The sequence below is a fragment of the Thermococcus fumicolans genome, from assembly GCF_055386755.1.
This window is the reverse complement of the sequence record NZ_AP042424.1, coordinates 1,158,399-1,178,183: the sequence shown is the minus strand read 5'-3', so window position 1 is coordinate 1,178,183 and position 19,785 is coordinate 1,158,399. Positions and strand designations below refer to the sequence as shown.

Genomic DNA, 19,785 nt, shown 5'->3' with positions numbered 1-19,785 from the left:
TTTTAGCAGAAAATGGATAAAAAGTAGTTTCTTCAGAAGAAGAGAACGACCGCATCTCCAACGACCGCGGTCTCTACCTCCTCGCCCTCGCTGAACACCGCCTTCCTGAGCACGATGTCGTCCTTGGTCAGCTCGACCTTCTGGCCGTCGGCCTCGAACTCGACCTTTCCGCTCTCCTTGAGGGCCTTTGCGACCTCTTCCGCGTTCTCCTTGAGGTAGGCGGTTATCTTGGGCACGAGCTTTCCGTATTTCGGCCCGACCGTTCTGAAGTTCGGCTTTATCTCGATGATGCGCTCTTCGAGTTCCGGCTCTCCTTTGATAATCTCAAGCCTCTCGATGTTCATGGTTCCTGCTATGTCCCTCTCTATGGCCTTGAGCTTCTCGTAGCTGTCCGTGGCGTATATTGCCACGTGCTTGAGCTTCGCGTTCAAAGCGAGGCCGTGGTTGTTCTTGTAGCGCCTCATGACGCCGACTATCTCCCTGGCGAGCTCGCCGAGCTTCTCTGCCTCCTCGTCTATCTTCGCCTCGTCGTACTTCGGCCAGTCAAGGAGGTGCACGCTCTTGGCCCCAACGCGCTCCTTGAACATGTGGTGGTAGAGCTCCTCGGTGATGTGCGGGGCGAACGGAGCGAGGAGGAGCATCACGTTGTAGAGCAGCTCGTAGAGCGCCGCCTTGGCCTTGAGCTTGCTCTCCTCGTCGTCGCCGTAGAGGCGGTACTTGATCATCTCGATGTAGTCATCCGCAACCTCGTGCCAGACGAAGGTCATGAGCTCCCTCGTGAGCAGGTTGAAGCGGTACTTCTCCATCTCCTCGGTGGCGAACTTTATGAGCCTGTGGAGCCTGCTGAGGATCCAGCGGTCGAGGGGCTCGAGCTCGGCTGGCGCTTTAGCGGGGTCGAAGTCCTCAAGGTGCCTCTCGGCGAAGCGGTAGATGTTCCAGACCTTCTGGAGGAAGCGGTAGTTGTAGTCAACCGTCTCCCACTTGAACGGGTGGTCCTCTCCGGGCGGCGCTAAGGCAGTCCAGAGCCTAAGAGCATCCGCCCCGTACTTCGGAATGACCTCGTCCGGTGCAACCACGTTGCCGTAGCTCTTGCTCATCTTCCTTCCGTCCGGCCCGGCGACCATACCGTTGATGAGGATGTCGTCCCAGGGCTTCTCTCCGGTGAGAACCCATGTCCTGAATATCGTGTAGAACGCCCACGTCCTGATGATGTCCGTTCCCTGCGGCCTCAGAGCGGTCGGGAAGTTGTGCTCGAACCAGCGCTTTCCTTCCTCGTCGCCCTTTATCGCGTCGTGCCACCTGCTTATGATCAGGGCTGTCAGACTTGAGTCGACCCAGCAGTCGAGAACATCGGTCACCGGCTCCGGGTCGCTGCCGTCGGAGCACTTCCTCGGCGGCTTGTCGAAGCGTGGGTCAACGGGCAGGTCCTCCTCGTTGGGCAGGATTATCTCACCGTTCTTGCAGACCCAGAACGGGATGGGCGTTCCAAAGACGCGCTGCCTGCTTATGACCCAGTCCCAGTCCATTGACTCGGCCCAGTCCTTTAGTCTCAAGAACATGTCGCTCGGGTACCAGTTTATCCCCTCCGCCACCTTAACGATCTCGTCCGTGAAGTCCTTGACCTTGATGAACCACTGCTTCTTGGGCAGGAGCTCAATCGGGGCCATACAGGAGCTCCTCTCGGTGTGCCTCAAAACCCTGTGCTTTATCTTCTCCTTCTTATAGAGGAGGCCCATCTTCTCCAGATCTTCGGCGATTTTCTTCCTCGCCTCCTCAGTCTTGAGACCCTTGTATGGCCCGGCCCTCTCGTTCATCGTTCCGTCCTCGTTGATCGCTATGATCACTGGCAGGTTGTAGCGCTTCTGCCAGACGACGTCCTGCTCGTCACCGTAGGTACAGTTATAGACAGCTCCGGTTCCAAAGGTGGGGTCAACGTCCTCATCTGCTATAACGGGCACTTCCCTTTCAAATATCGGGAGCTTCACCTTCTTGCCGACTACGTCTTTATAGCGCTCGTCCTCGGGGTGGACGAAGACCGCAACACATGCGGGCATGAGCTCGGGCCTGGTGGTGGCTATCGGGACGTGGCCGGAACCGTCGGCGAGCGGGAGCTTAATGTAGTAGAGGAAGCCGTCCTCCTCGACGTAACCAACTTCAGCCTTTGCCAAACTCGTCCTACAGCGCGGGCACCAGTAGACCGGGTGCTCGGAGCGGTAGAGCATGCCCTTCTTGTAGAACTCGAGGAGGGACTTCTGGACGGCAGCTTTGTACCAGTCGTCCATCGTGTGGTACTCGAGGTCCCAGTCGGCTGAGTAGCCTATGCGGATGAACTGGTTGCGCATCGCCTCAATGGCCTGCCAGGTCCACTCGATACACTTCTGCAGGAACTTTTCCGGTTCATCCTTGCTTATCCCGAACTCCTTCTCGACCTTGAGCTCGGTCGGGAGCCCGTGGTTGTCGAAGCCCTGAGGGAAGAGCACGTTGTAGCCGGTCATCCTCTTGTAGCGCGCGATTATGTCGATCCAGGTGTGGCTGAGCACGTGGCCGAGGTGGAGCGTTCCGCTCGTGAACGGCGGCGGGGTGTCTATCGCGTAGCTCGGCCTCTTCTCGTCGAGCTCGTACTTGTAGATCTTCTCATCGAGCCAGAACTTCTGCCACTTGGGCTCAATCTCGTTGGGGTCGTAGTTCTTCGGGAGCATCCTATCATCCTCCGTTGGGTTTTTCAGTGATGTTACCCCCTTCAGCGGGGGCGCTTAAAAAGGTTAATCTCCAGATGGGGAAGGCCGACAGCAGGCCGAGGGAGCCGGCCAAGACGTAGGCCAACTCAAGGCCGAGGTTTCCGGCCAGGGCACCTATGGCGGTGTTTGCAATTGCCATGAAGGCACTTCCAACGGTGCTCAGCGTCGAGTTCACGGTGGAGCGGGTCTCACTCGGAATGAAGTCGTTTTTCAGCACCGCCATTAGTGGGCCCCTAGCCCCCAGCGTGACCTCTACCGCGAAGAGCAGCGTAAGGCTCGTCCATACGTTGGGGGCCAAACCGAGGAGCAGGATTTCAAGGCCAAGGGCGACCGTCAGCAACGCCAGGGTCTCGGGCGTCGGGTCGAGTCTTCTCGATAGCCTAGCCCCCACCGACGTTGTGAGGAGCATCAGGGCGAAGAGGGGCCCGAGGTATTTGGCCGGAAGTCCCCGTGCCTTCAGCAGGAGCATCCAGAAGGTGAAGAAGGCCCTGGCCGGGAAGCTGAGCAGGAACGACGAAATCAGGAGCAGGTGAAGGCCCCGGTTTCCGATGACCTCGGCTAGGCCCCTGCGCAGTATTCCGGAGTAGCCGAGCTCGGCCTCCCCCCTGTTGTCCGGCAGGAGTACCAAGGCCATAGCTCCGGACAGGATCGAGAGGGTTCCTGCAACGAGCACCGGGAGGTTGGGGGCAACGTTTGCCAGCACTCCCCCAAGGAAGCCGCCGACAAATCTGACCGGGCCCGAGAGTTCTTTGACCCTCCCGAGGATTGCCTTCACGGCTTCTCTGTCCTTCAACGAATCGTAGAGCCATGGAACCATCGTTCCGCTGACGAGTGCGCTCCCGAGGCCGGAAAGGGACGCCCCCAGAATGGCCCCAATCAGGCCTCCCGAAAGGGCCACCACGAGCAGTCCGAGCCCGAAGAGAGAACTCCCGAGGGCGTACGTCTTTATTCTGCCGTACCTGTCGGCAACTCCGCCGGTCGGGAAGTCCGTGAGGAGCTGTGCAAGTTCCGAAACGCTCTGAACTAGGCCGATCTCAGAAAAGCCGAGCCCGATGTTTTTAAGCCAAAGGCTCAGGTAGGGCCCGAGAACCGCCGGGCTGAGGGAACTCACTAACGCCGTCGTTATAAAGCTCCATTTCAGACCGCGCTCCCCGTTTCCGATGGACGATAGGCATCACCCAGGTATAAAGATGGACATGGGTTTAAAAATTTTGGGGTTACCTTACTGCTACCAGCCAGTACCTCCTGTCGTTGGGCCTCAGCTCGTGGAGGTTCCCGTAGATTTTGACCTTCCTGAAGTGCCTCTCCGCCAAAAGCCGCATCTCCCTCGGCGTGTATATGTTGAGCTCGTCGTCCACCACGAACGCCCTGACGCTCCCGTCGGGCCGAATTATCTGAACCAGCCTCTTGAAGTGGAGCTTCTGCGTCGCAGGTTCCACCTCGCGCCAGTCTGTTATGACCAACCGCTCATCGCCCTTCCGCTCGTCCCACACCGCTAGAGAGCTTTCACCGTAGAACCAGCACGGGAAGTCGGCGATGAAAACTCCACCCGGTTTCAGGGCTCGTTTTACAGAATTAAACAATTCTTGAATTGCAGAATCATCGAAATACATGATGGACGAGAAGAACATCGTCACGGCGTCGAACTCTTCCTCAAAATCAATCTCAAGCGCATTGCCCTGGACGAACTCAACTTTCAGCCCCTCTCCTTCGGCTTTCTTCCTCGCGATCGCCAGCATCTCCCCGTGGAGGTCGAGACCAACCACGCCATAACCGCGCCTCGCCAGTTCGAGCGTCGGGATTCCAGTTCCGCAGGCGAGATCAAGGACTCGCTTAACTTCCCTCTCCGTGTCCTTCCTAAAAATCTCCTCGACAAAGTCTATCTCCTCCCCGATCCGCTCGGCCCTTCCCCTGTAAATCGCGTCGTAGTACTCCGCCAGGACCGTGTAGAGCTCGTGCATGGCACCACCAAAAATATGAAGTTCTGCTCATTTAAACGTGTTTCGCCCCCACCAAACAATGAAAAATGAAAAAGCTCATCCTCGCTCGTAGAGACCGACCACCTCCCCCCAAGCGAGGACGTGCCCCTCCATCGCCTTTTCGAGGTCTTTTCTACCCGCGCCTGCCTTCAGGTGAAGCTCGGTGTCGAGGGCGTAGACCTTGAAGTGGTAGTGGTGTGGCTTTCCTCTCGGCGGGCAGGGGCCGTTGTAGCCTATCCTTCCAAAGTCGTTCCTTCCCTGGATTACGTGAACGGGCTCCTTTACCTCTCCCCTTTTGGGTATTCCCATCGGGATCTCGCCCGTTGGTGGGATATCCCACGCTATCCAGTGGGTGAAGGTTCCGGCTGGTGCGTCCGGATCGTCCACAATAATCACCAGGCTCTTCGTGCCCTCTGGAAGCTTTCCTATGTAAATCGGCGGGTTTATGTCGTTGCCGTCGCAGGTGTACTCCTTGGGTATCGTCTCACCGTCGTGGAAGACGGAACCCACCTCAAGGCTCTTGGCACCCATTTTTCCACCTCCCTCCGAAATACAACCGCTAATTAGGACTAAGAGCGCCAGAACGACTGAGATTACCCACCTCATGACAAGAACTATGTGTCTAAACGTAAAAGCTTTTTGGGAAAAGGCCAACACAAATGAGAAAACTCCCCGCAGGGGTGATGGTATGGATCTCAGGGGGAAGGTCGCCCTCGTTACCGGCTCCGCCCGGGGCATAGGAAGGGTGGTAGCGATTGAGCTTGCGAAGAGAGGAACCAACGTCGTCGTAAACTACGCCCACAGCGAGGAGGAGGCAAGAAAGACCGAAGAGATGTGCAGGCAATACGGCGTCGAAACCCTCGTCGTCAAAGCGGACGTCAGCAACCGAGAGGAAGTCAGGCGAATGGTGGAGAAAATAATCGAGCGCTTCGGGAGGATAGACGTACTGGTGAACAACGCCGGGATTCTGGGAAAGGCCCTGAAGCCTATGGAGGTGACCGACGAGGACTGGGACGCTGTTCTCGGCGTAAACCTCAAGGGGGCCTTCATAGTGACGCAGGAGGTTCTTAGGCACATGAAGAAGGGTAAAATAGTCAACATAGCCTCCATAGCCGGGAAGGACGGCGGAACGGTCGGTCCGCACTACGCGGCCTCGAAGGGCGGCCTCATAGCGCTTACCTTCAACCTCGCGAGGCATCTTGCCCCGGATATACTCGTCAACGCGGTAGCGCCAGGCCCGGTGGACACGGAACTGATTGGCCCGGAGATAAAGGAAAAGCTGAGGAAGCTCTCCCTGACGGGGGAGATAGCCCACGCCGTGATCTTTCTCCTTGAAAACGACCACCTGACCTCCTCCCCGCCGTGAGGAGCTTAACCCCTCGCTAAGGGCGGAGAGGTTCGAGGGGTCTCATTAAAGCCCAACTCAAAGCGGGTTTTCAACCCCTCCGGCCCGGTCTTCGGCCAATTACCCCTCCTCTGAGCGTAAAGCCCGCTCAGATTCGGGGTTATGGTTTTCACTGCTTTTCTCAAAATGTTAAACGCTCCAACCAAGTCGGCATTAAAGATAATCCCCGCCACGGGACACTTAAATAAACCCCTAACAAACCTTGCCCCCTCGTGGGGCTTCCCGCAGACGGGGCAAGTTTTCGAAGTGTAAGCCTCATCAACGACAACAACTTTGATACCATACTCCTCAGCGACCTCCTTGAGGCGCTGAATCATCGTGTTGAACCGCCACACGTGAGAGAGAATGAAATTCTGCTTTTTACCCCTGTCAGAGTCTCTGGCTATTCCCTTCGGGTAACCCACGACAATCCTCGAAACTCCGAGGCGATACAGCCTCTCGACGGTTCTCCTGACGGCAGTGTTAATGTAGTGCCTCGCCTGTAGTTTAGCCTTCTCGTGCATTCTCTTGAGTTTTCTACTCGTTTTTGCCCCACTCTTGTTGAGCTTAGACTGATAATCGGCGATGGCTCTTCGGAAGTAGAAGTCTATGGCTTTTAACGGTCTTCCATTCACGAGAAAGCTTTCGCCGTTTTCCACGTAAACGGCCATTAAGTTGTTCACTCCGAGGTCAATGCCGGCTGAAAGGTCGTCCAACGGCTCTCTCGGAACCCTCACCCATTCACCATTGGTTAGCTTCTCCTCCACCGTGATGCTAACGTGGGCATACCATTTTCGCTTAACATTGTCATAAGTTATTTCCAATCTTCCTTGCTTGCCTTTCAAGTGTATTCTACCCTTAAACTGGACTTCCAAGCGTTTGAACTTTCCAAGCCCCTTGAGGATTAACTTGTTGCCTTCAATCTTGTATTGGTCGTTTCTGAGGACGATTAAGGGTTTTCTCTTCCCATCGTCCTTCAAGTAGTTCGGTGGTTTGGGTTTAAGCCATTCTGGTAGTTCTCCGTTTCTTTTGCTCTTTAAGAGTGAGAAGAATGAGCGCCAAGCTTCAGCGTTTTTCCTGCAAATCTGCTGGACTGTTGCCGAGCCGATTTCCTTCTTGAACTCTTCATAAACAATCTTTTCAGTCTTGTTGAAGTCCACTAGTTTGCCTTCAAAAAATTCTTGCCTGCGGAGGTAGTTTACTCGGTTCCAAGCTTTAGCCCCAATGTCGGCTAACTTGAAGAGGGTTTTCTCCTGCTCTTTGCTTGGTTGGAGTTTTACCGTTACTGTCCTCTTCGTTTTAACTCACGCTCCCATTGAGTTTCAACGTAGTGCCTAAGGATCTCGTCCGTTATGTAGCCGACTGAGGCGACAAAATAGGAGCGTGACCAGAGTCTCCCGTGTGTTGTCTTACTCCTCAGTTCGGGAAATTCTTGGAGGAGTTTTCTCGCTGTCTTACCCTTCAAGTGGTTCACTATTTGGGCTGGCGAGAGGTTGGGTTTAGCTTGGAGGAAAACGTGAACGTGGTCTGGCATTACTTCGAGGGCAATAACCTCACACCCGATTTCTTCCGAGTATTCCTTGAGCATTTCTTTGAGTCTTTCAGCGACTTTTCCGGTGAGGATATCCCTTCTGTATTTTGGTATCCAGATGAAGTGATAGGTTATGAAGTGTTTTGCGTGCCTTGTTCTCTTGATTCTTGGTGATTCGGGTTTCATTGTGAATCCCTTAGTGTATTGTCTGCATTACTGCTTAAATGTTTTTCGCCTTCCTGTTTGAGGGCTGGTTTTAGAATTACTGCATCCCCGCCCTAAAGGGCGAGGCTTTCGAGAGAGAAATGTAACCGGTGAGCTCATAGACGTCAACGGCGGCAGGCTGATGGACTAACCGAATAACCTTTTAACCTCCTCCTTCCAATATTCCCTTTGATACCGATGGACGTGCTGTGGGAGAAAGAGGTTGACGCTTCGAGCATAGTGGTTTCACCGAGACCTGTCTGGAAGTGCCGCTCCTGTCCTATGTATGGGAAGAGACCTTCCTGTCCCCCCTACGCCCCGGACTGGAGGGAAGCCAGGGAATGGATCAGGAGCTTTAAGAAGGCCCTTTTAGTGAAGTTCTCGGTGGACATGGAGAGGTTCGAGGAGGAAAAGAGGAAAATCCTCCTCTGGCTCCTCAGGAGGGAAGCCGAGCTCTTCAGGAAGGGGGAGCTCTACGCGATGGCCCTCTTCCCCGGCAGCTGCAACCTCTGCGACGACTGTCCCTTTGAGAGGGGCGAGCCCTGCAGGATGCCCGAGAAGGTCAGGCCGAGCGTTGACGCCGTCGGGATAGAGCTTTCCAGCATCGTTGATATAGACTTCTCCGAGAGCGTCCTCTACGGGTTGATAATGGTCGAGTAGGTGGTAGCATGATCCACGTCGCCCTGCTTGGCAGGACCCCCTGGGCCCTCGTGAACACGTACTACGCCTCGCTTATGGGGGGATCGAGGCCCAGGAAGGTCTACGTCGTGACCGAGAGGCGCTACGCCGGCTCAATCCCAAAGGTGGTCGAGGCTATAAAAGCCATCTCAGCCGCGTACGGCTTAAGCCCGGAAATCGAAACCCGGCTTATAAACGACGACGATTTCCTAATGGCGGAGAGAACCCTCGGGGAGCTTTTCTCGGGCTTCAACGGTGAAGAGGTAGTGCTCAACATGACCTCTGGCAGGAAAGCCTTGGTAGCTGCAGCCATAATCCAGAGCAGGGTGGCCAACGTGAGGGAGATCCTCTACATGGCCCTCCTGGACGTTGCGTTCCCCAACAGGCCCTACATGATGCTCCCCCTCCACATGCAGAGGCTCAAGAACTTCCTGGGTGGGAAAAATGCGGAGTGAGGAAGTAGTTATCGAGAAACCCGAGCTCCAGATCCTGATTAACCTTCTCCAGGAGAGGGGGAAGCTCGAAGTCGGCTACCCCGTCTACGGTATCCCTCTTTTTCGAGCGGAAGTTTCCGAAAGGGGCTATCTCGTCAAAGCCACCGCCGACAGGCACCACTTTAAATCCAGACATCCGGAGCTTCCCTCGTACTCCGACTTCTACGAGGCCTTCATCTCCTCGGGGATCATCACGTACGACAACATCGAGGAGTTCGAGCACATGCTCGAGGTCTACAAAGTTCTCAGGCGCGGTGTTGCCTTCGCCCCGGACACCAACGTCTTCTACCACCGCTTCATATCCTCCTACCGCCCCCTCGACGGCTACCCCATCGTGGTCGCGGAGGACGTCAAGAACGAGATCGAGAGCTCGATGAACTACAAGTACCGCTCCCAGTACCTCTCGGAGATCATGAGGAGCGTTAAAAACGGCCACCTCCTGAGAGAGCTCGCCAACAGGAGGACGAAAAAGGCCAGGAAAGCGGCCTACGTTGCCCTCAAGGAGTTCGAGGCCTTAAAGGACAGGATAATCATTGCGGAGAGGTACGGCGAGGGCCACAACAACGACGAGGTCATAGTGAAGACCCTGAAGCACTTCGACGAGATGAGTCCGTCTCTCCTCGTCTTCCTCACCGCGGACCTAGCCGTCACGGACGTGGCCAGGATGGAGGGCCTCGAGTACTTCCTTTTCGAGTACCCGACCAGGGCCCTCGGAACCCACGAGGTCTCTGCTTATCAGCTCAGGACGCTCATCTTCAACCTCGCGGCCGTTTTCGGCCTCGTGGATCTCAACGGAACCCTCGTCTACGGGGAGTTTGGGGGGAAGCGGAAGCTGAACGAGCTGAAGCTTGTATTCAGCGACGGAGAACTCAGGGGCGAGTTCGAGTTCCACCTGAACCTCTGCAGGAAGCTGACTGGCATAATGGAAAGATAGGAATCCAGAGGTTTTAGGTTCCTCCTAGAAGCAGCCTTACCTTCCTCAGAACATCCCCCGCGTTCCCTCCGAAGATCAAAACCATCGGCTCCTTGCCCCAGTCGCCGAGGTGGTAGACTAGGTCGGGTCTCTCTTTTGCCCTTTTCACCGCGCTCTCGATGCCCCACTCCATTGTTCCTTTCTCGGCCCTCTTCACATCCTTGGGCTCTTCCCTCCTGTCGTAGAAGGAAACGACGAGGCCAAGCTTTTCGGCCCTCTCAACGAGTTCTTCTGAATAGCGGAGGTTCAGAACGGCCTTAACCTCGGGATAAAACTCGCGCATCTTGAGGAGGGCCCTTTTAAGGTGGTCGCTCGCTCCAAGCTCGACCAGCCCAACGGGCTTAATTGTCTCACCGTAGCGGACGATTCTACCCTTAACTGCAAAAACCTCGTTGAAGGACGTAGCTAGGGCAAAGTTGGTCCCAACCTCCGGGATGTGGGGGTTGATTCTCTCTCCAAGCTTTACAAGCTCTTCGACGGCCTTTTCAAGCTCTTCCTTGGCCCTCCAGCGGTGGGCGTCCCTCTCGATCTCCCAGAGTGGATTAACGGCCTTGGCCTCAGCCTTCGAGAATCTTATCGAGCCTTCAACGAAGCGTTTAGCCTTCTCAACTGCCTCCGGAGGCTCAAACCCTCTGGAGAGGAACGCCGCCAAAGCAGATGAGAAGACGCAACCGGTTCCGTGGGTGAAGCCTTCAACCCTCTCCCCCGGAAACTCGTAAAATATCCCCTTCCAGTAGAGGACGTCCGTGTAACTCAAATGCCCGCCCTTGAGGACGACGGCCTTTGCCCCCAGCTCCTCGGCAATTGCCTTCGCCGCTTTTTTCATGTCCTCAACTGAGCGAATTCTCAACCCGCTCAGTGCTTCCGTCTCTGGGACGTTTGGAGTGACTATCGAGCCGGGGATTAGGCTTTTGATTGACTCAACTGAATTCACGAGCTTCGCTCCGGTACTGGAAACGATAACGGGGTCAAAGACCCTCGTCAAGCCTTTCGTCTCCTTCTCTACCGCCTCCCCGATCCCATCGCTTCCGATCATCCCGATTTTTACCGCTCTGATCTCAAAGTTCTCCTTGACGGCCCTTATCTGCTCCCTCACGACCTCTGGTGGGAGCGCGTGGTAGCCCATAACCTCCGAGGGGTTCTGGTAGGTGACGGCCGTTAAAACGGGGAGCGGGTGCTCACCGAGAGCAGAAACAGTCTCTATGTCTGCCTTTAAACCGGCCCCGCCTCCTGTGTCGAGGCCGGCAATGATTAAAACGGCCAACCCTATCACCTCAGCTTCTCAAGGATTTCAAGGGCCGCTTTCCTTCCGCTCAGGAACATCCCGCCGAATATCGGCCCCATCCTCGGCGCTCCTGCCAAAGCGTTCGCCGCCATGCCCGTGACGTACAGGCCCGGGAAGATCTCCCTCGTGTGTTTTACCGTCAGCTCTTCCCCTTTCTCGGCCCACATAGGTCCTTCTCCAGGAATCCTCTCTATCAGCCCGCGCTTGAGGAGGTGCTGGCTTATCTGCGCTCCATGGCCGGTGGAGTCAATCACGAATTTGGCCTCGACCGTGAGGGGGTCAACGTGGAGGCCCGTCATCATCACCGGCGTCCAGTTGATTACTATTCCGGCGACGCGGTCGTCCTTGACGACCAAGTCTTCAACTTCAATCATGTTGAAGAACTTCACACCAGCTTTCACGGCCCTGCTCGCGAGGGTCGTTGCCGTTTCTATTGCATCTGCAACGTAGAGGCCGTTCCTGAAGGGCCTGTAGTTTATCCCGAACTCGTCAAGTATCTCCCTCGCCTCCTCCTGGACGACTATCCTGTTGAAGCCCATAGCACCGCCCCAGATGCCGCCGCCTATTGAGAGCTTCTTCTCGAAGATTGCCACCTTCGCACCGTTCTTGGCCAGATAATAACCGGCGACCATTCCGGAGGGACCGGCACCTACAATGGCAACATCCAGCGAAAGGTTGTCGAGAAGGTCGTTGAAGTATGCCTCGACTATCGCCCTGCTTATCTCAACCTCCTTCATCCCCACCACCCAAAACCTTTTAAGCCGCGGTCAAAACTAAGTTTTTGAATTTAAAAACTTTGTTATAAACTGGTTTTAAAACCGGGTGATGGGCATGACGCAGCTTGAGGCCGCGAAGAGGGGAGAGATAACCGAAGAAATAAAGTTCGTGGCGGAAAAAGAGGGGATAAGCCCCGAAAAACTCAGGAGGAGCGTTGCCAGGGGTCATACGGTAATCTTCCGCAACGTTAAGCACGACTGGGTTAAACCGGTGGCCGTCGGCAACGTCGTCCGCGTTAAGGTGAACGCGAACATAGGCACCTCCCGCGACATAGTTGACGTCAAGGCCGAGATAGAGAAGGCAAAAACCGCTGTAAAATACGGCGCGGACACGATAATGGACCTCTCAACCGGCGGGGACCTCGACGAGATAAGGAGAACCATAATGCACGCCGTTGACGTGCCAGTTGGTACTGTCCCAATCTATCAGGCCGCCGAGGAGATGCTTGCCAAAGGGAAGGCCATCATCGAGATGAGCGAGGACGACATGTGGAGAGCCGTTGAGAAGCACTTCAGGGATGGGGTTGACTACACCACGATTCACGTTGGAGTAACCAGGGAAGTCGTCGAGAAGATGAAAAGGACGAAGCGCGTTGTCGGCATGGTCTCGCGCGGTGGGACGTTTTTAGCGGCCTGGATACTCCACTGGGGCGAGGAGAATCCCTTCTACAAAAACTACGACTACCTGCTTGAGCTGGCAAAGGAATACGATGTGGTTCTCAGCCTTGGCGACGGCCTGAGGCCCGGCGGACTTCCCGATGCCGGCGATGAACTCCAGATAGCGGAACTTTACACCCTTGGGAGGCTGGTCAGGAAGGCGAGAGAGACAGGCGTTCAGACGATGGTCGAGGGGCCGGGACATGTGCCTATAGACCAGATAGCAGCCCAGGTGAAGCTGGCAAAGATAGCGACGAACAACGCGCCCTTCTACGTTCTTGGGCCGATAGTTACGGACATCTTTCCGGGCTATGACCACATCACCGCGGCAATAGGCGGGGCAATAGCCGCCTTGAACGGCGCGGACTTCCTCTGCTACGTGACTCCAGCCGAACACCTCGGTCTTCCGGACGTCGAGCACGTCCGCCAGGGCGTTATCGCGGCGAAGATAGCGGCGCATGCAGTGAACCTGACCCGCTTTGAGGCCGACTTCAGGAAGGACTACCTCATGAGCTTAGCGAGAGGGAGTCTCGACTGGGCGAAGCAGTTCGAGCTGAGCCAGGACCGGGAGAGGTTCATTGAAATAAGGAAGGAGAGGCCAACAAAGACGGAAGCCTGCTCGATGTGCGGTGATTTGTGCGCGATAAAGCTCATCAACGACATGTTGCAGAAGGGGTGAGAGCTTGAGGCTCGTCTACTCCGGCAAGACCAAGGACGTCTACGAGGACGGCCCATACCTAATTTTTCGCTTCAAAGACACCGTTCTCGGCGGGAACGGCGAGGAGGACAGCGGGGGCAACGAGGTCGTTGGCGAAAAGGCAGGAAAAGGGAGCGTTATATTGGCCCAGACCGAGTTCTTCTTTCGTCTCCTCGACAGGAACGGGATAAAGACGCACTTCGTCGAGAGGATTGACGATAGAAGGGCACGCTTTCTGAAGGCGGAGAGGATTCCGCTGGAGGTCATCTACCGCGAACTCGCCTACGGGAGCTTCCTGCGGAGATACAAGGGATGGGTAAGGCCGTTCCAGCGGTTGGGAATAGTTGAGTTCACACTCAAGGACGACTCCCTCGACGACCCGTTGATAGTGGAGGATGCAATAGTTTCCCTCGGAATCGCGAACAGGGAAGAGGTTGAGGAGATCAGAGAAACAACGAGAAGAGCTGCCGAAATCCTGCGGGAGTTCTTCTCATCTAAGGGCCTCCAGCTCGTTGACTTCAAGCTCGAGTTCGGTAGGTTGAACGGAGGGCTAATCATCATAGACGAGCTGAGCGGGGACACGATGCGCGTTGCCAAAGACGGGAGGGTTCTAACCCGGGAAGAACTGCTGGAGGTGATTGGATGATAATCTCGACGATAGCTTCGCACTCCTCCCTTCAGATTCTCCTCGGAGCTAAGGACGAGGGCTTTAAGACGAGGCTCTACGTGAAGCCCGGGAGAAAGGTCTTCTACTCTTCGACAAGGCTCGCGGACGAGCTCGTCGTCACGGAAGACATGGGCGCGGTTCTTGAGGACGACGGAATAGTGGTCCCGCACGGCTCCTTCGTGGCCTACCTCGGGCTCAGGGCGATAGAGAACGCCAGAGCTAAGTTCTTCGGCAACAAACGTTTTCTAAAGTGGGAGACGACCTTTGAACTGCAGGACAAGGCACTCGACAAAGCCGGAATACCGCGCGTTGAGGTTGTCGAGCCGGAAGAGGTTAAGCCCGACGAGCTTTACTTCGTCCGCCTCGAGGGACCGAGGGGCGGTAGCGGGCACTTTATCGCCCTTGGAAATGAGTTGAGGGACAAGCTGGAGGGGGTTAAGAGCAACTACCGCGTGGAGCGCTTCATCCCCGGCGTTTACCTCTACGTCCACTTCTTCCACTCGCCAGTCCTGGGCAGGCTTGAGCTTTTGGGCGTTGATGAGCGGGTGGTTATAGCGGACGGGAACGCCCGCTGGCCCGTGAAACCGCTTCCATACACCATAGCGGGCAATGTCGGCGTTGCCCTCAGGGAGTCGCTCCTGCCGAGGCTCTACGACTACGGTTTGGCTTTCGTTGAAGCGATGAAAAAACTAGAACCACCCGGAATAATCGGCCCCTTCGCCCTCCACTTCGCCTACGACGGAGAATTCAGGGCTATTGGCTTCGCCTCGCGGATAGACGGTGGCTCAAACGCCCTCCACTGGTACGGACGGCTCTACTGGGGGGAGCCAATGAGCGTAGGGAGGAGGATAGCGCGGGAGATAAGGCTCGCCCTTGAGGAGGACAGGCTTGAGGAGGTGGTAGCGTGACCTATACGGGTAGAACTCTAGGAATTGGCCTGATGAACGGCAAACCCTTCGCTTTCTACCTCCTCTGCTCCCGCTCCTTCCCGAAGAGAAAGGTCATGATTAAGAACAACGCCGCCTACATAATCAATCGAACCGAGACGGACAACCCCTACGTGAGCTATCCCGTTGTGAGGACGAACGAGAGGTACACGGTGGTTACCAACGGCCTCCACACGGACTTCGTCTTCCAGGCCCTCGAGTGGGAGAGGCCAAGGAAGGCTTTAGTCCACGTTCTCGACGCGATGGACTACGAGAGGGACGAATACAACACGCCGAGGATAGCTGGAGTTATAGAGCGCGGGAGCGAGCGGGGCTGGCTCGGCTTCGTCGGAAGGTATGAGTTCTGGGTGAGAGAACTGAAACTGAAGGAAGGCAAAGCCTTCGTTACAGCGACCTACAACGTGGATGGCTTCGTTGAACTCGGCCTGAACGGCTTCAGTTCGGCCGGGGAACTGACTTCTGAGGTTCTTAAGCTTCCCTTTGAGCACAAAATACTCTCGATAGGAATAGTGGAAAAAGGGAAAGGGTGGGAGCTTGAAGTTGCCCCCTGATCAACCGAAGGCCGCCTCAAGCTCCTCGTCGATCTTCTCGACCTCCGTCAGGATGCTGATCACCACCATAACTATGGCCGAGACCACCGCGCCGCTCACGTAGATGTACTCCCAGTACGGGAAGTTCAGGACTCCCGCGGCTCCGAGCACCGCCACCAGCGACCCTGCGGCCATTCCTGCCAGGGCTCCCTCTTTGGTGGCCCTCTTCCAGTAGAGCCCCAGTATAAGCGGGACGAAGACCCCGGAGGTGTAGACGTCGTAGGAGTATATGAGCAGCTCGACTATTCCTTTGATGGCCAGCGCCGCCCCGAGGGAGAGTAGCCCGACCGCCACCGTGGTGAGCACCGAGAGCCTCAATAGCTTCTTCTCGTCGCCCTTCTCCCCCGCGATTCCCTCGTAGAAGTCCTTGACGATGTGCGAGGTTGCAGCGGAGAGCAGGGAATCAGCGGTGCTCATGATGGCCGCGAGTACGGCCGCCACGAATATCGCTCCCACGGTACCACCGAAGACCGAGATGACCAGCATCGGAACCGCGGTCTTCGGCGACTCTATCACCGCCTCGGGGTTGCCCGACAGCGCCACCGCCAGCATTCCAGCGAGGGCCGGAAGCAGGGAGAGCGCCATGAGCAGCACACCGGCGTATATCGCTCCCTTCCTGGCCGTCCCCTCGTCCTTCGCCGCGAAGAGCCTCTGGTAGAAGTCCTGGCCGATGAGGGTGTACATGACCGTCGCCACCAAAGTAAGCGCCAGCAGCGACGGGCCGAGCGAGGTGAGGCTGAAGTATTCGCTTGGGGGCTGCGGGAGCCCGCTTATTCCGTCCAGGGCCGTTCTGAGGCCGGAGATGCCCCCAACTTTGATTAGGCCAAGGACCACCGCCACGAATATTCCGATGCTCCCGATTATAATCTGGATGAAGTCCGTTAACGCCACCGCCCACAGCCCCGAGAGGGCAGTGTAGGCTATGAACACGAGTGTCGCGAAGACGGCTCCAGCCGTCCCCGGAAGGCCTATCGCCTCGAACACCGCCGAGGCCGCCCAGACCTGTGCCCCGAGGATGCCCACGAGCGCGAGCAGGGACAGACTGGCCGCAAGCAGGCGGATCGTCTTGCTCCCGTAGCGCATCTCCAGGACTTCGGGGACAGTATAGCGGGCCAGAACGCGCATTGGCCGCGCGAGGGTCAGTCCGAGAACCAGAAGCCCGAGACCGCAGGCGAAGCCGTACCAAATACCACCTAACCCGTAGGTTGCTCCCCAGCTAGCTCCGCCCAGGATGAAAGCCACCACCGTAGTGGGTGGCTGCGAGGGTACCAACTAGAAGTCCCAGTCCCAGCCTCCTTCCCGCCAGGAGGAAGTCGGCCGAGGTCTTGACGTACTTCCGCGCGTACGCTGAAACTGCTAGCATCGCTCCCATGTAAACCGCTATCGTCGTCCATATCACGTCCATCTTCGACACCTCGGAGTGTCACCAAAAGAAAGGGGAAGAGAATATAAGTCTTTCCAAAAGATCCCTGAAAAAATGGCAAAAAAACAAAGAAAATCCCAAATTAGTTGACATTATGACAAAGATCCTGGCGCTGGCATCTCCTTCACGTGGACGTCCATCTGCGGGAACGGGATCTCGATTCCCTCCTTCGTGTAGATATCGTAGATGGCCCTCGTTAGGTCGCCTTTTACAGTCCAGTAGTCCTCAGTCTTCGCCCAGGCCCTCAGCTGGAGGTTTATGGAAGAGTCCGCGAGGGCAGTTATAACCACCGTTGGCTCGGGCTCCTTGAGGACTTTGGGGTGGTTCTTCATCAAGTCTATGGCTAACTTTATCGCTCTGTCGAGATCGGTGCCGTAGGCGACTCCAACGTCAACGTCCACCCTCCTGGTCGGCATCCTCGTGTAGTTGACTATCGGGCCGCCCCAGATGAGCCTGTTCGGTATGGCAATGAAAACGTTGTCTGCTGTCAGAAGCTCGGTGTTCATAACTCCAATCGACGTGACTTTTCCGGTGTGTCCCCCTATCGTCACCACATCGCCCAGGTCGAAGGGCCTTAATGCCGCTATCCAGATGCCCGATGCTAGGTTCGTGAGAGTGTCCTGCATCCCGAAGCCCAGGATGAGGCCCATCACCGCCGAGAGGCCGATCACAACCGAACCCACCCCAACTCCAAGGGTCCTGACCGCGAGCAGAATCACCGCAACGTAGAGGAGCGCAGAGAGAAAGCGCCCCAGGAACTCAACTACGAGATCGGGAAGCTTCGTTTTCCTCAGACCCCTCTTGAACGAGGAAGTTACGACCTTAGCGGCGATCCAGCCAACGACCAGAACCACAAGGGCCGTCGCGATTTGGACCGGCGTTATCCCCACGTAGGGGAGGGGCCTATCAAAAGCTACCACAGTATCACCTCATGTTAAATCCAAGCCCATGTATTTAACACTTTCCGCAACCTAAGTGCAGAAAAGACGGAAAAGAAAGACTAAAGATCAACCTCCAGCTCCCTCATCAGGTTGGCCATCTCAAGTGCCGCCATGGCGTACTCGAAGCCCTTGTTGCTCTTAATTCCGGCCCTGTTGAGACCCTGAAGCTCATCCTCAACCGTTATGACGCCGAAGATAACCGGGACGCCGGTCTGGAGGGAGACGTTCGCAACGCCCTTGGCAACTTCGTTGGCAACGAGGTCGAAGTGCTTCGTTTCTCCCCTCACAACGGCACCAAGCGCTAAAACCGCGTTGTACCTTCCGCTCTCAGCGAGCTTTTTGGCAACGAGAGGTATCTCGAAGGAACCGGGAACCTTGACAACATCGACTGCATCGACGTTGTGCCTCCTGAAGCAGTCTAGGGCGCCTTCAAGCATTTCGCCGGTAAGCAGGTCGTTGAACCTGCCGACCACGACCGCTATCCTCAGACCTCTTCCGTCAAAGCTACCCTCGACGGTCCTTACCTCCATAACACCACCACCGAATTCTTTAGTTCAATAATTACCGAACTGCATAATTAAATCTTCACAGGGAGCCTGTGGCCGAGCTTCTCGGCCTTCACCTTGAGGTAGGGCCTGTTGTGCTCAGTAACTTCCGGAGGGGCCGGGACTATCTCCGCCACTTCAATCCCGAACTCCTCAAGGGCTTTGGCTTTCGCCGGGTTGTTGGTTATGAGCCTGATCTTGGAGACCCCAAGGGCACGGAGCATCTGGAAGGCGGCTTCATAGGTCCTCTCGTCGGCCTTGTGGCCCAAAGCCTCGTTGGCCTCCACCGTGTCTAAGCCTTTGTCCTGGAGCTCGTAGGCCTTTATCTTCTCCTTCAGGCCGATTCCCCTGCCCTCCTGATCCATGTAGAGGAGTATGCCGCCTTCTTGGGCTATCATCCTCAGCGAGTTGGCCAACTGGCTACCGCAGTCGCACTTGAGCGAGGCGAGCGTGTCGCCGGTGAGACACTTGGAGTGAACCCTGACGAGCGGAACCTCGCCGTAGGGCTCCTTGACTATGGCCACATGCTCCTTAAAGTCGAGCTCGTTGTCGAATGCTATTATCCTGAAGTCGCCGTACTTGGTCGGAAGTCTCGCGTTGGCGTAGACCTTAATCAGCTGTTTCCGCTTTACGAACTCCTTCCAGACGTCGTCGATGTTTACAACGGGCAAACCGTGCTCCTCCGCGAGCTTTAGCGCGTATTCCCTGTTGTGGGAGTCGCCTTTTTCGTCGAGTATCTCGACTATGAGGGCGTATCTCTTAAAGCCGAGGATCTCCATGAGCTCAAGCGAGCCTTCAGTGTGGCCGCGACGCCTGTTCAGGCCAATCCCCCCGAGCAGGTGGAGGTGGCCTGGATACCTAAAGTGCTCAACCGAAAGGTCCTCAGCCAGCTTTCTGGCCGTTAGAGCTCTTTCTTCGGCGGTTATGCCCGTGAAGTTTTCCCTGTAGTCAACGGGAATCAGAAAGTTCGTTTCACCATCTTTGCTCGGCAGCGGGAAGAAGCCCCTTTTCAATGCCTCCTCCATGTCCATCGTGAGGCAGAGGAGGCCCTTCATCGAGAGCATGAAGTTCACGACCTTGGGAGAAGCTATTTCGGCTGGATAAACCAAATCGGCCTCGAACTCCCTCCTGTCGTCGATGAGAACGACGGGTTTTCCCTCGAGAACTTTCCTCTTTATTGAGTCCCAGTTCATCTTTCCGTCCCCTGAGGCAAATTTGTTCCAGATCTTTTAAAAATTTGTTCCAGAGATGGAATTCTAGGCGAGCGTTGGTTCTA

20 protein-coding genes and 1 pseudogene are annotated in these 19,785 nt (G+C 56.1%); 8 read left to right on the top strand and 13 right to left on the bottom strand.

Features of this window, described 5'->3' with window-relative positions:
- Positions 1 to 32: 32 nt before the first annotated feature.
- From ACZ5AM_RS06460 to ACZ5AM_RS06445, 4 genes are all read right to left on the bottom strand, one after another.
- Positions 33 to 2,699: a valine--tRNA ligase gene (locus ACZ5AM_RS06460; RefSeq protein ID WP_464914225.1), complete on the bottom strand. Its 2,667-nt coding sequence runs from the start codon at positions 2,697 to 2,699 to the stop codon at positions 33 to 35.
- 4 nt (positions 2,700 to 2,703) lie between these two features.
- Positions 2,704 to 3,849, bottom strand: coding sequence for an MFS transporter (locus ACZ5AM_RS06455; RefSeq protein WP_464914224.1), 1,146 nt, complete (start codon positions 3,847 to 3,849; stop codon positions 2,704 to 2,706).
- Positions 3,850 to 3,955: 106 nt separating this feature from the next.
- The gene (locus ACZ5AM_RS06450) at positions 3,956 to 4,699 is read right to left on the bottom strand and encodes a class I SAM-dependent methyltransferase (protein WP_464914223.1); all 744 of its coding nucleotides are present in this window, start codon (positions 4,697 to 4,699) and stop codon (positions 3,956 to 3,958) included.
- 75 nt (positions 4,700 to 4,774) lie between these two features.
- Entirely contained in the window at positions 4,775 to 5,323 is a 549-nt protein-coding gene (locus ACZ5AM_RS06445) for a YbhB/YbcL family Raf kinase inhibitor-like protein (RefSeq protein WP_464914222.1), read from the bottom strand.
- 82 nt (positions 5,324 to 5,405) lie between these two features.
- Here ACZ5AM_RS06445 and ACZ5AM_RS06440 point away from each other — a divergent pair, with 82 nt between their 5' ends.
- Complete coding sequence (locus tag ACZ5AM_RS06440) at positions 5,406 to 6,083, top strand: SDR family NAD(P)-dependent oxidoreductase (RefSeq protein ID WP_464914221.1); 678 nt, start codon at positions 5,406 to 5,408, stop codon at positions 6,081 to 6,083.
- A gap of 5 nt (positions 6,084 to 6,088) precedes the next feature.
- Here the strand turns inward: ACZ5AM_RS06440 and ACZ5AM_RS06435 are convergent.
- Together ACZ5AM_RS06435 and tnpA are read right to left on the bottom strand one after the other, a co-directional pair.
- Positions 6,089 to 7,396: pseudogene (locus ACZ5AM_RS06435) on the bottom strand (RNA-guided endonuclease InsQ/TnpB family protein); the annotation flags it as partial.
- Positions 7,384 to 7,818, bottom strand: a complete 435-nt coding sequence (gene tnpA, locus ACZ5AM_RS06430) for an IS200/IS605 family transposase (protein ID WP_464914220.1) — start codon at positions 7,816 to 7,818, stop codon at positions 7,384 to 7,386. The pseudogene ACZ5AM_RS06435 and the gene tnpA, both read right to left, overlap by 13 nt.
- 216 nt (positions 7,819 to 8,034) lie before the next feature.
- Between tnpA and ACZ5AM_RS06425 the strand changes: the two genes are divergently transcribed.
- Genes ACZ5AM_RS06425 through ACZ5AM_RS06415 form a run of 3 tightly spaced genes read left to right on the top strand, consistent with a single transcriptional unit; the run spans position 8,035 to position 9,942 of the window.
- Entirely contained in the window at positions 8,035 to 8,496 is a 462-nt protein-coding gene (locus ACZ5AM_RS06425) for a DUF2284 domain-containing protein (protein ID WP_464916024.1), read from the top strand.
- An 8-nt stretch (positions 8,497 to 8,504) separates the two neighbouring features.
- Entirely contained in the window at positions 8,505 to 8,969 is a 465-nt protein-coding gene (locus tag ACZ5AM_RS06420) for a hypothetical protein (protein ID WP_464914219.1), read from the top strand.
- Positions 8,959 to 9,942, top strand: a complete 984-nt coding sequence (locus ACZ5AM_RS06415) for a PIN domain-containing protein (protein WP_464914218.1) — start codon at positions 8,959 to 8,961, stop codon at positions 9,940 to 9,942. The genes ACZ5AM_RS06420 and ACZ5AM_RS06415 overlap by 11 nt, the downstream gene beginning before the upstream one ends.
- A 13-nt stretch (positions 9,943 to 9,955) precedes the next feature.
- Here ACZ5AM_RS06415 and thiD read toward each other — a convergent pair whose 3' ends face one another.
- The gene (gene thiD / locus ACZ5AM_RS06410; RefSeq protein ID WP_464914217.1) at positions 9,956 to 11,245 is read right to left on the bottom strand and encodes a bifunctional hydroxymethylpyrimidine kinase/phosphomethylpyrimidine kinase; all 1,290 of its coding nucleotides are present in this window, start codon (positions 11,243 to 11,245) and stop codon (positions 9,956 to 9,958) included.
- Positions 11,246 to 11,250: 5 nt separating this feature from the next.
- The gene (locus ACZ5AM_RS06405; protein ID WP_464916023.1) at positions 11,251 to 12,003 is read right to left on the bottom strand and encodes a sulfide-dependent adenosine diphosphate thiazole synthase; all 753 of its coding nucleotides are present in this window, start codon (positions 12,001 to 12,003) and stop codon (positions 11,251 to 11,253) included.
- A gap of 94 nt (positions 12,004 to 12,097) precedes the next feature.
- On the opposite strand from ACZ5AM_RS06405, the gene thiC reads away from it, so the two are divergent.
- Genes thiC through ACZ5AM_RS06385 form a run of 4 tightly spaced genes read left to right on the top strand, consistent with a single transcriptional unit; the run spans position 12,098 to position 15,561 of the window.
- On the top strand, positions 12,098 to 13,378 hold the full coding sequence (gene thiC, locus ACZ5AM_RS06400; protein WP_464916022.1) for a phosphomethylpyrimidine synthase ThiC: 1,281 nt from the start codon (positions 12,098 to 12,100) through the stop codon (positions 13,376 to 13,378).
- 4 nt (positions 13,379 to 13,382) lie between these two features.
- Positions 13,383 to 14,042 (top strand): phosphoribosylaminoimidazolesuccinocarboxamide synthase, encoded by a 660-nt coding sequence (locus tag ACZ5AM_RS06395; protein WP_464914216.1) that lies wholly within the window; start codon positions 13,383 to 13,385, stop codon positions 14,040 to 14,042.
- On the top strand, positions 14,039 to 14,971 hold the full coding sequence (locus tag ACZ5AM_RS06390) for a formate--phosphoribosylaminoimidazolecarboxamide ligase (RefSeq protein WP_464914215.1): 933 nt from the start codon (positions 14,039 to 14,041) through the stop codon (positions 14,969 to 14,971). Before ACZ5AM_RS06395 ends, ACZ5AM_RS06390 begins: the two co-directional genes overlap by 4 nt.
- Entirely contained in the window at positions 14,968 to 15,561 is a 594-nt protein-coding gene (locus ACZ5AM_RS06385) for an IMP cyclohydrolase (protein ID WP_464914214.1), read from the top strand. Before ACZ5AM_RS06390 ends, ACZ5AM_RS06385 begins: the two co-directional genes overlap by 4 nt.
- Here the strand turns inward: ACZ5AM_RS06385 and ACZ5AM_RS06380 are convergent, their stop codons facing one another.
- From ACZ5AM_RS06380 to ACZ5AM_RS06360, 5 genes are all read right to left on the bottom strand, one after another.
- Positions 15,562 to 16,842: a sodium:solute symporter family protein gene (locus tag ACZ5AM_RS06380; protein WP_464914213.1), complete on the bottom strand. Its 1,281-nt coding sequence runs from the start codon at positions 16,840 to 16,842 to the stop codon at positions 15,562 to 15,564.
- Entirely contained in the window at positions 16,817 to 17,005 is a 189-nt protein-coding gene (locus ACZ5AM_RS06375) for a hypothetical protein (RefSeq protein WP_464914212.1), read from the bottom strand. Before ACZ5AM_RS06375 ends, ACZ5AM_RS06380 begins: the two co-directional genes overlap by 26 nt.
- A 110-nt stretch (positions 17,006 to 17,115) precedes the next feature.
- Positions 17,116 to 17,943, bottom strand: a complete 828-nt coding sequence (locus ACZ5AM_RS06370; protein WP_464914211.1) for a mechanosensitive ion channel family protein — start codon at positions 17,941 to 17,943, stop codon at positions 17,116 to 17,118.
- Between the two features lie 80 nt (positions 17,944 to 18,023).
- Positions 18,024 to 18,494, bottom strand: coding sequence for a 6,7-dimethyl-8-ribityllumazine synthase (gene ribH, locus ACZ5AM_RS06365; RefSeq protein WP_464914210.1), 471 nt, complete (start codon positions 18,492 to 18,494; stop codon positions 18,024 to 18,026).
- A gap of 47 nt (positions 18,495 to 18,541) precedes the next feature.
- The gene (locus ACZ5AM_RS06360) at positions 18,542 to 19,702 is read right to left on the bottom strand and encodes a bifunctional 3,4-dihydroxy-2-butanone-4-phosphate synthase/GTP cyclohydrolase II (protein WP_464914209.1); all 1,161 of its coding nucleotides are present in this window, start codon (positions 19,700 to 19,702) and stop codon (positions 18,542 to 18,544) included.
- Positions 19,703 to 19,785: the final 83 nt, after the last annotated feature.

Bases quoted from the DNA above. Each gene is read 5' to 3' on its own strand.
- tnpA (WP_464914220.1), bottom strand. From the start codon at position 7,818: ATGAAACCCGAATCACCAAGAATCAAGAGAACAAGGCACGCAAAACAC.
- ACZ5AM_RS06360 (WP_464914209.1), bottom strand. From the start codon at position 19,702: ATGAACTGGGACTCAATAAAGAGGAAAGTTCTCGAGGGAAAACCCGTC.
- ACZ5AM_RS06425 (WP_464916024.1), top strand. From the start codon at position 8,035: ATGGACGTGCTGTGGGAGAAAGAGGTTGACGCTTCGAGCATAGTGGTT.
- ACZ5AM_RS06450 (WP_464914223.1), bottom strand. From the start codon at position 4,699: ATGCACGAGCTCTACACGGTCCTGGCGGAGTACTACGACGCGATTTAC.
- ribH (WP_464914210.1), bottom strand. From the start codon at position 18,494: ATGGAGGTAAGGACCGTCGAGGGTAGCTTTGACGGAAGAGGTCTGAGG.
- ACZ5AM_RS06390 (WP_464914215.1), top strand. From the start codon at position 14,039: ATGATAATCTCGACGATAGCTTCGCACTCCTCCCTTCAGATTCTCCTC.
- thiC (WP_464916022.1), top strand. From the start codon at position 12,098: ATGACGCAGCTTGAGGCCGCGAAGAGGGGAGAGATAACCGAAGAAATA.
- ACZ5AM_RS06440 (WP_464914221.1), top strand. From the start codon at position 5,406: ATGGATCTCAGGGGGAAGGTCGCCCTCGTTACCGGCTCCGCCCGGGGC.
- ACZ5AM_RS06405 (WP_464916023.1), bottom strand. From the start codon at position 12,003: ATGAAGGAGGTTGAGATAAGCAGGGCGATAGTCGAGGCATACTTCAAC.
- ACZ5AM_RS06415 (WP_464914218.1), top strand. From the start codon at position 8,959: ATGCGGAGTGAGGAAGTAGTTATCGAGAAACCCGAGCTCCAGATCCTG.
- ACZ5AM_RS06420 (WP_464914219.1), top strand. From the start codon at position 8,505: ATGATCCACGTCGCCCTGCTTGGCAGGACCCCCTGGGCCCTCGTGAAC.
- ACZ5AM_RS06445 (WP_464914222.1), bottom strand. From the start codon at position 5,323: ATGAGGTGGGTAATCTCAGTCGTTCTGGCGCTCTTAGTCCTAATTAGC.
- ACZ5AM_RS06375 (WP_464914212.1), bottom strand. From the start codon at position 17,005: ATGGACGTGATATGGACGACGATAGCGGTTTACATGGGAGCGATGCTA.
- ACZ5AM_RS06460 (WP_464914225.1), bottom strand. From the start codon at position 2,699: ATGCTCCCGAAGAACTACGACCCCAACGAGATTGAGCCCAAGTGGCAG.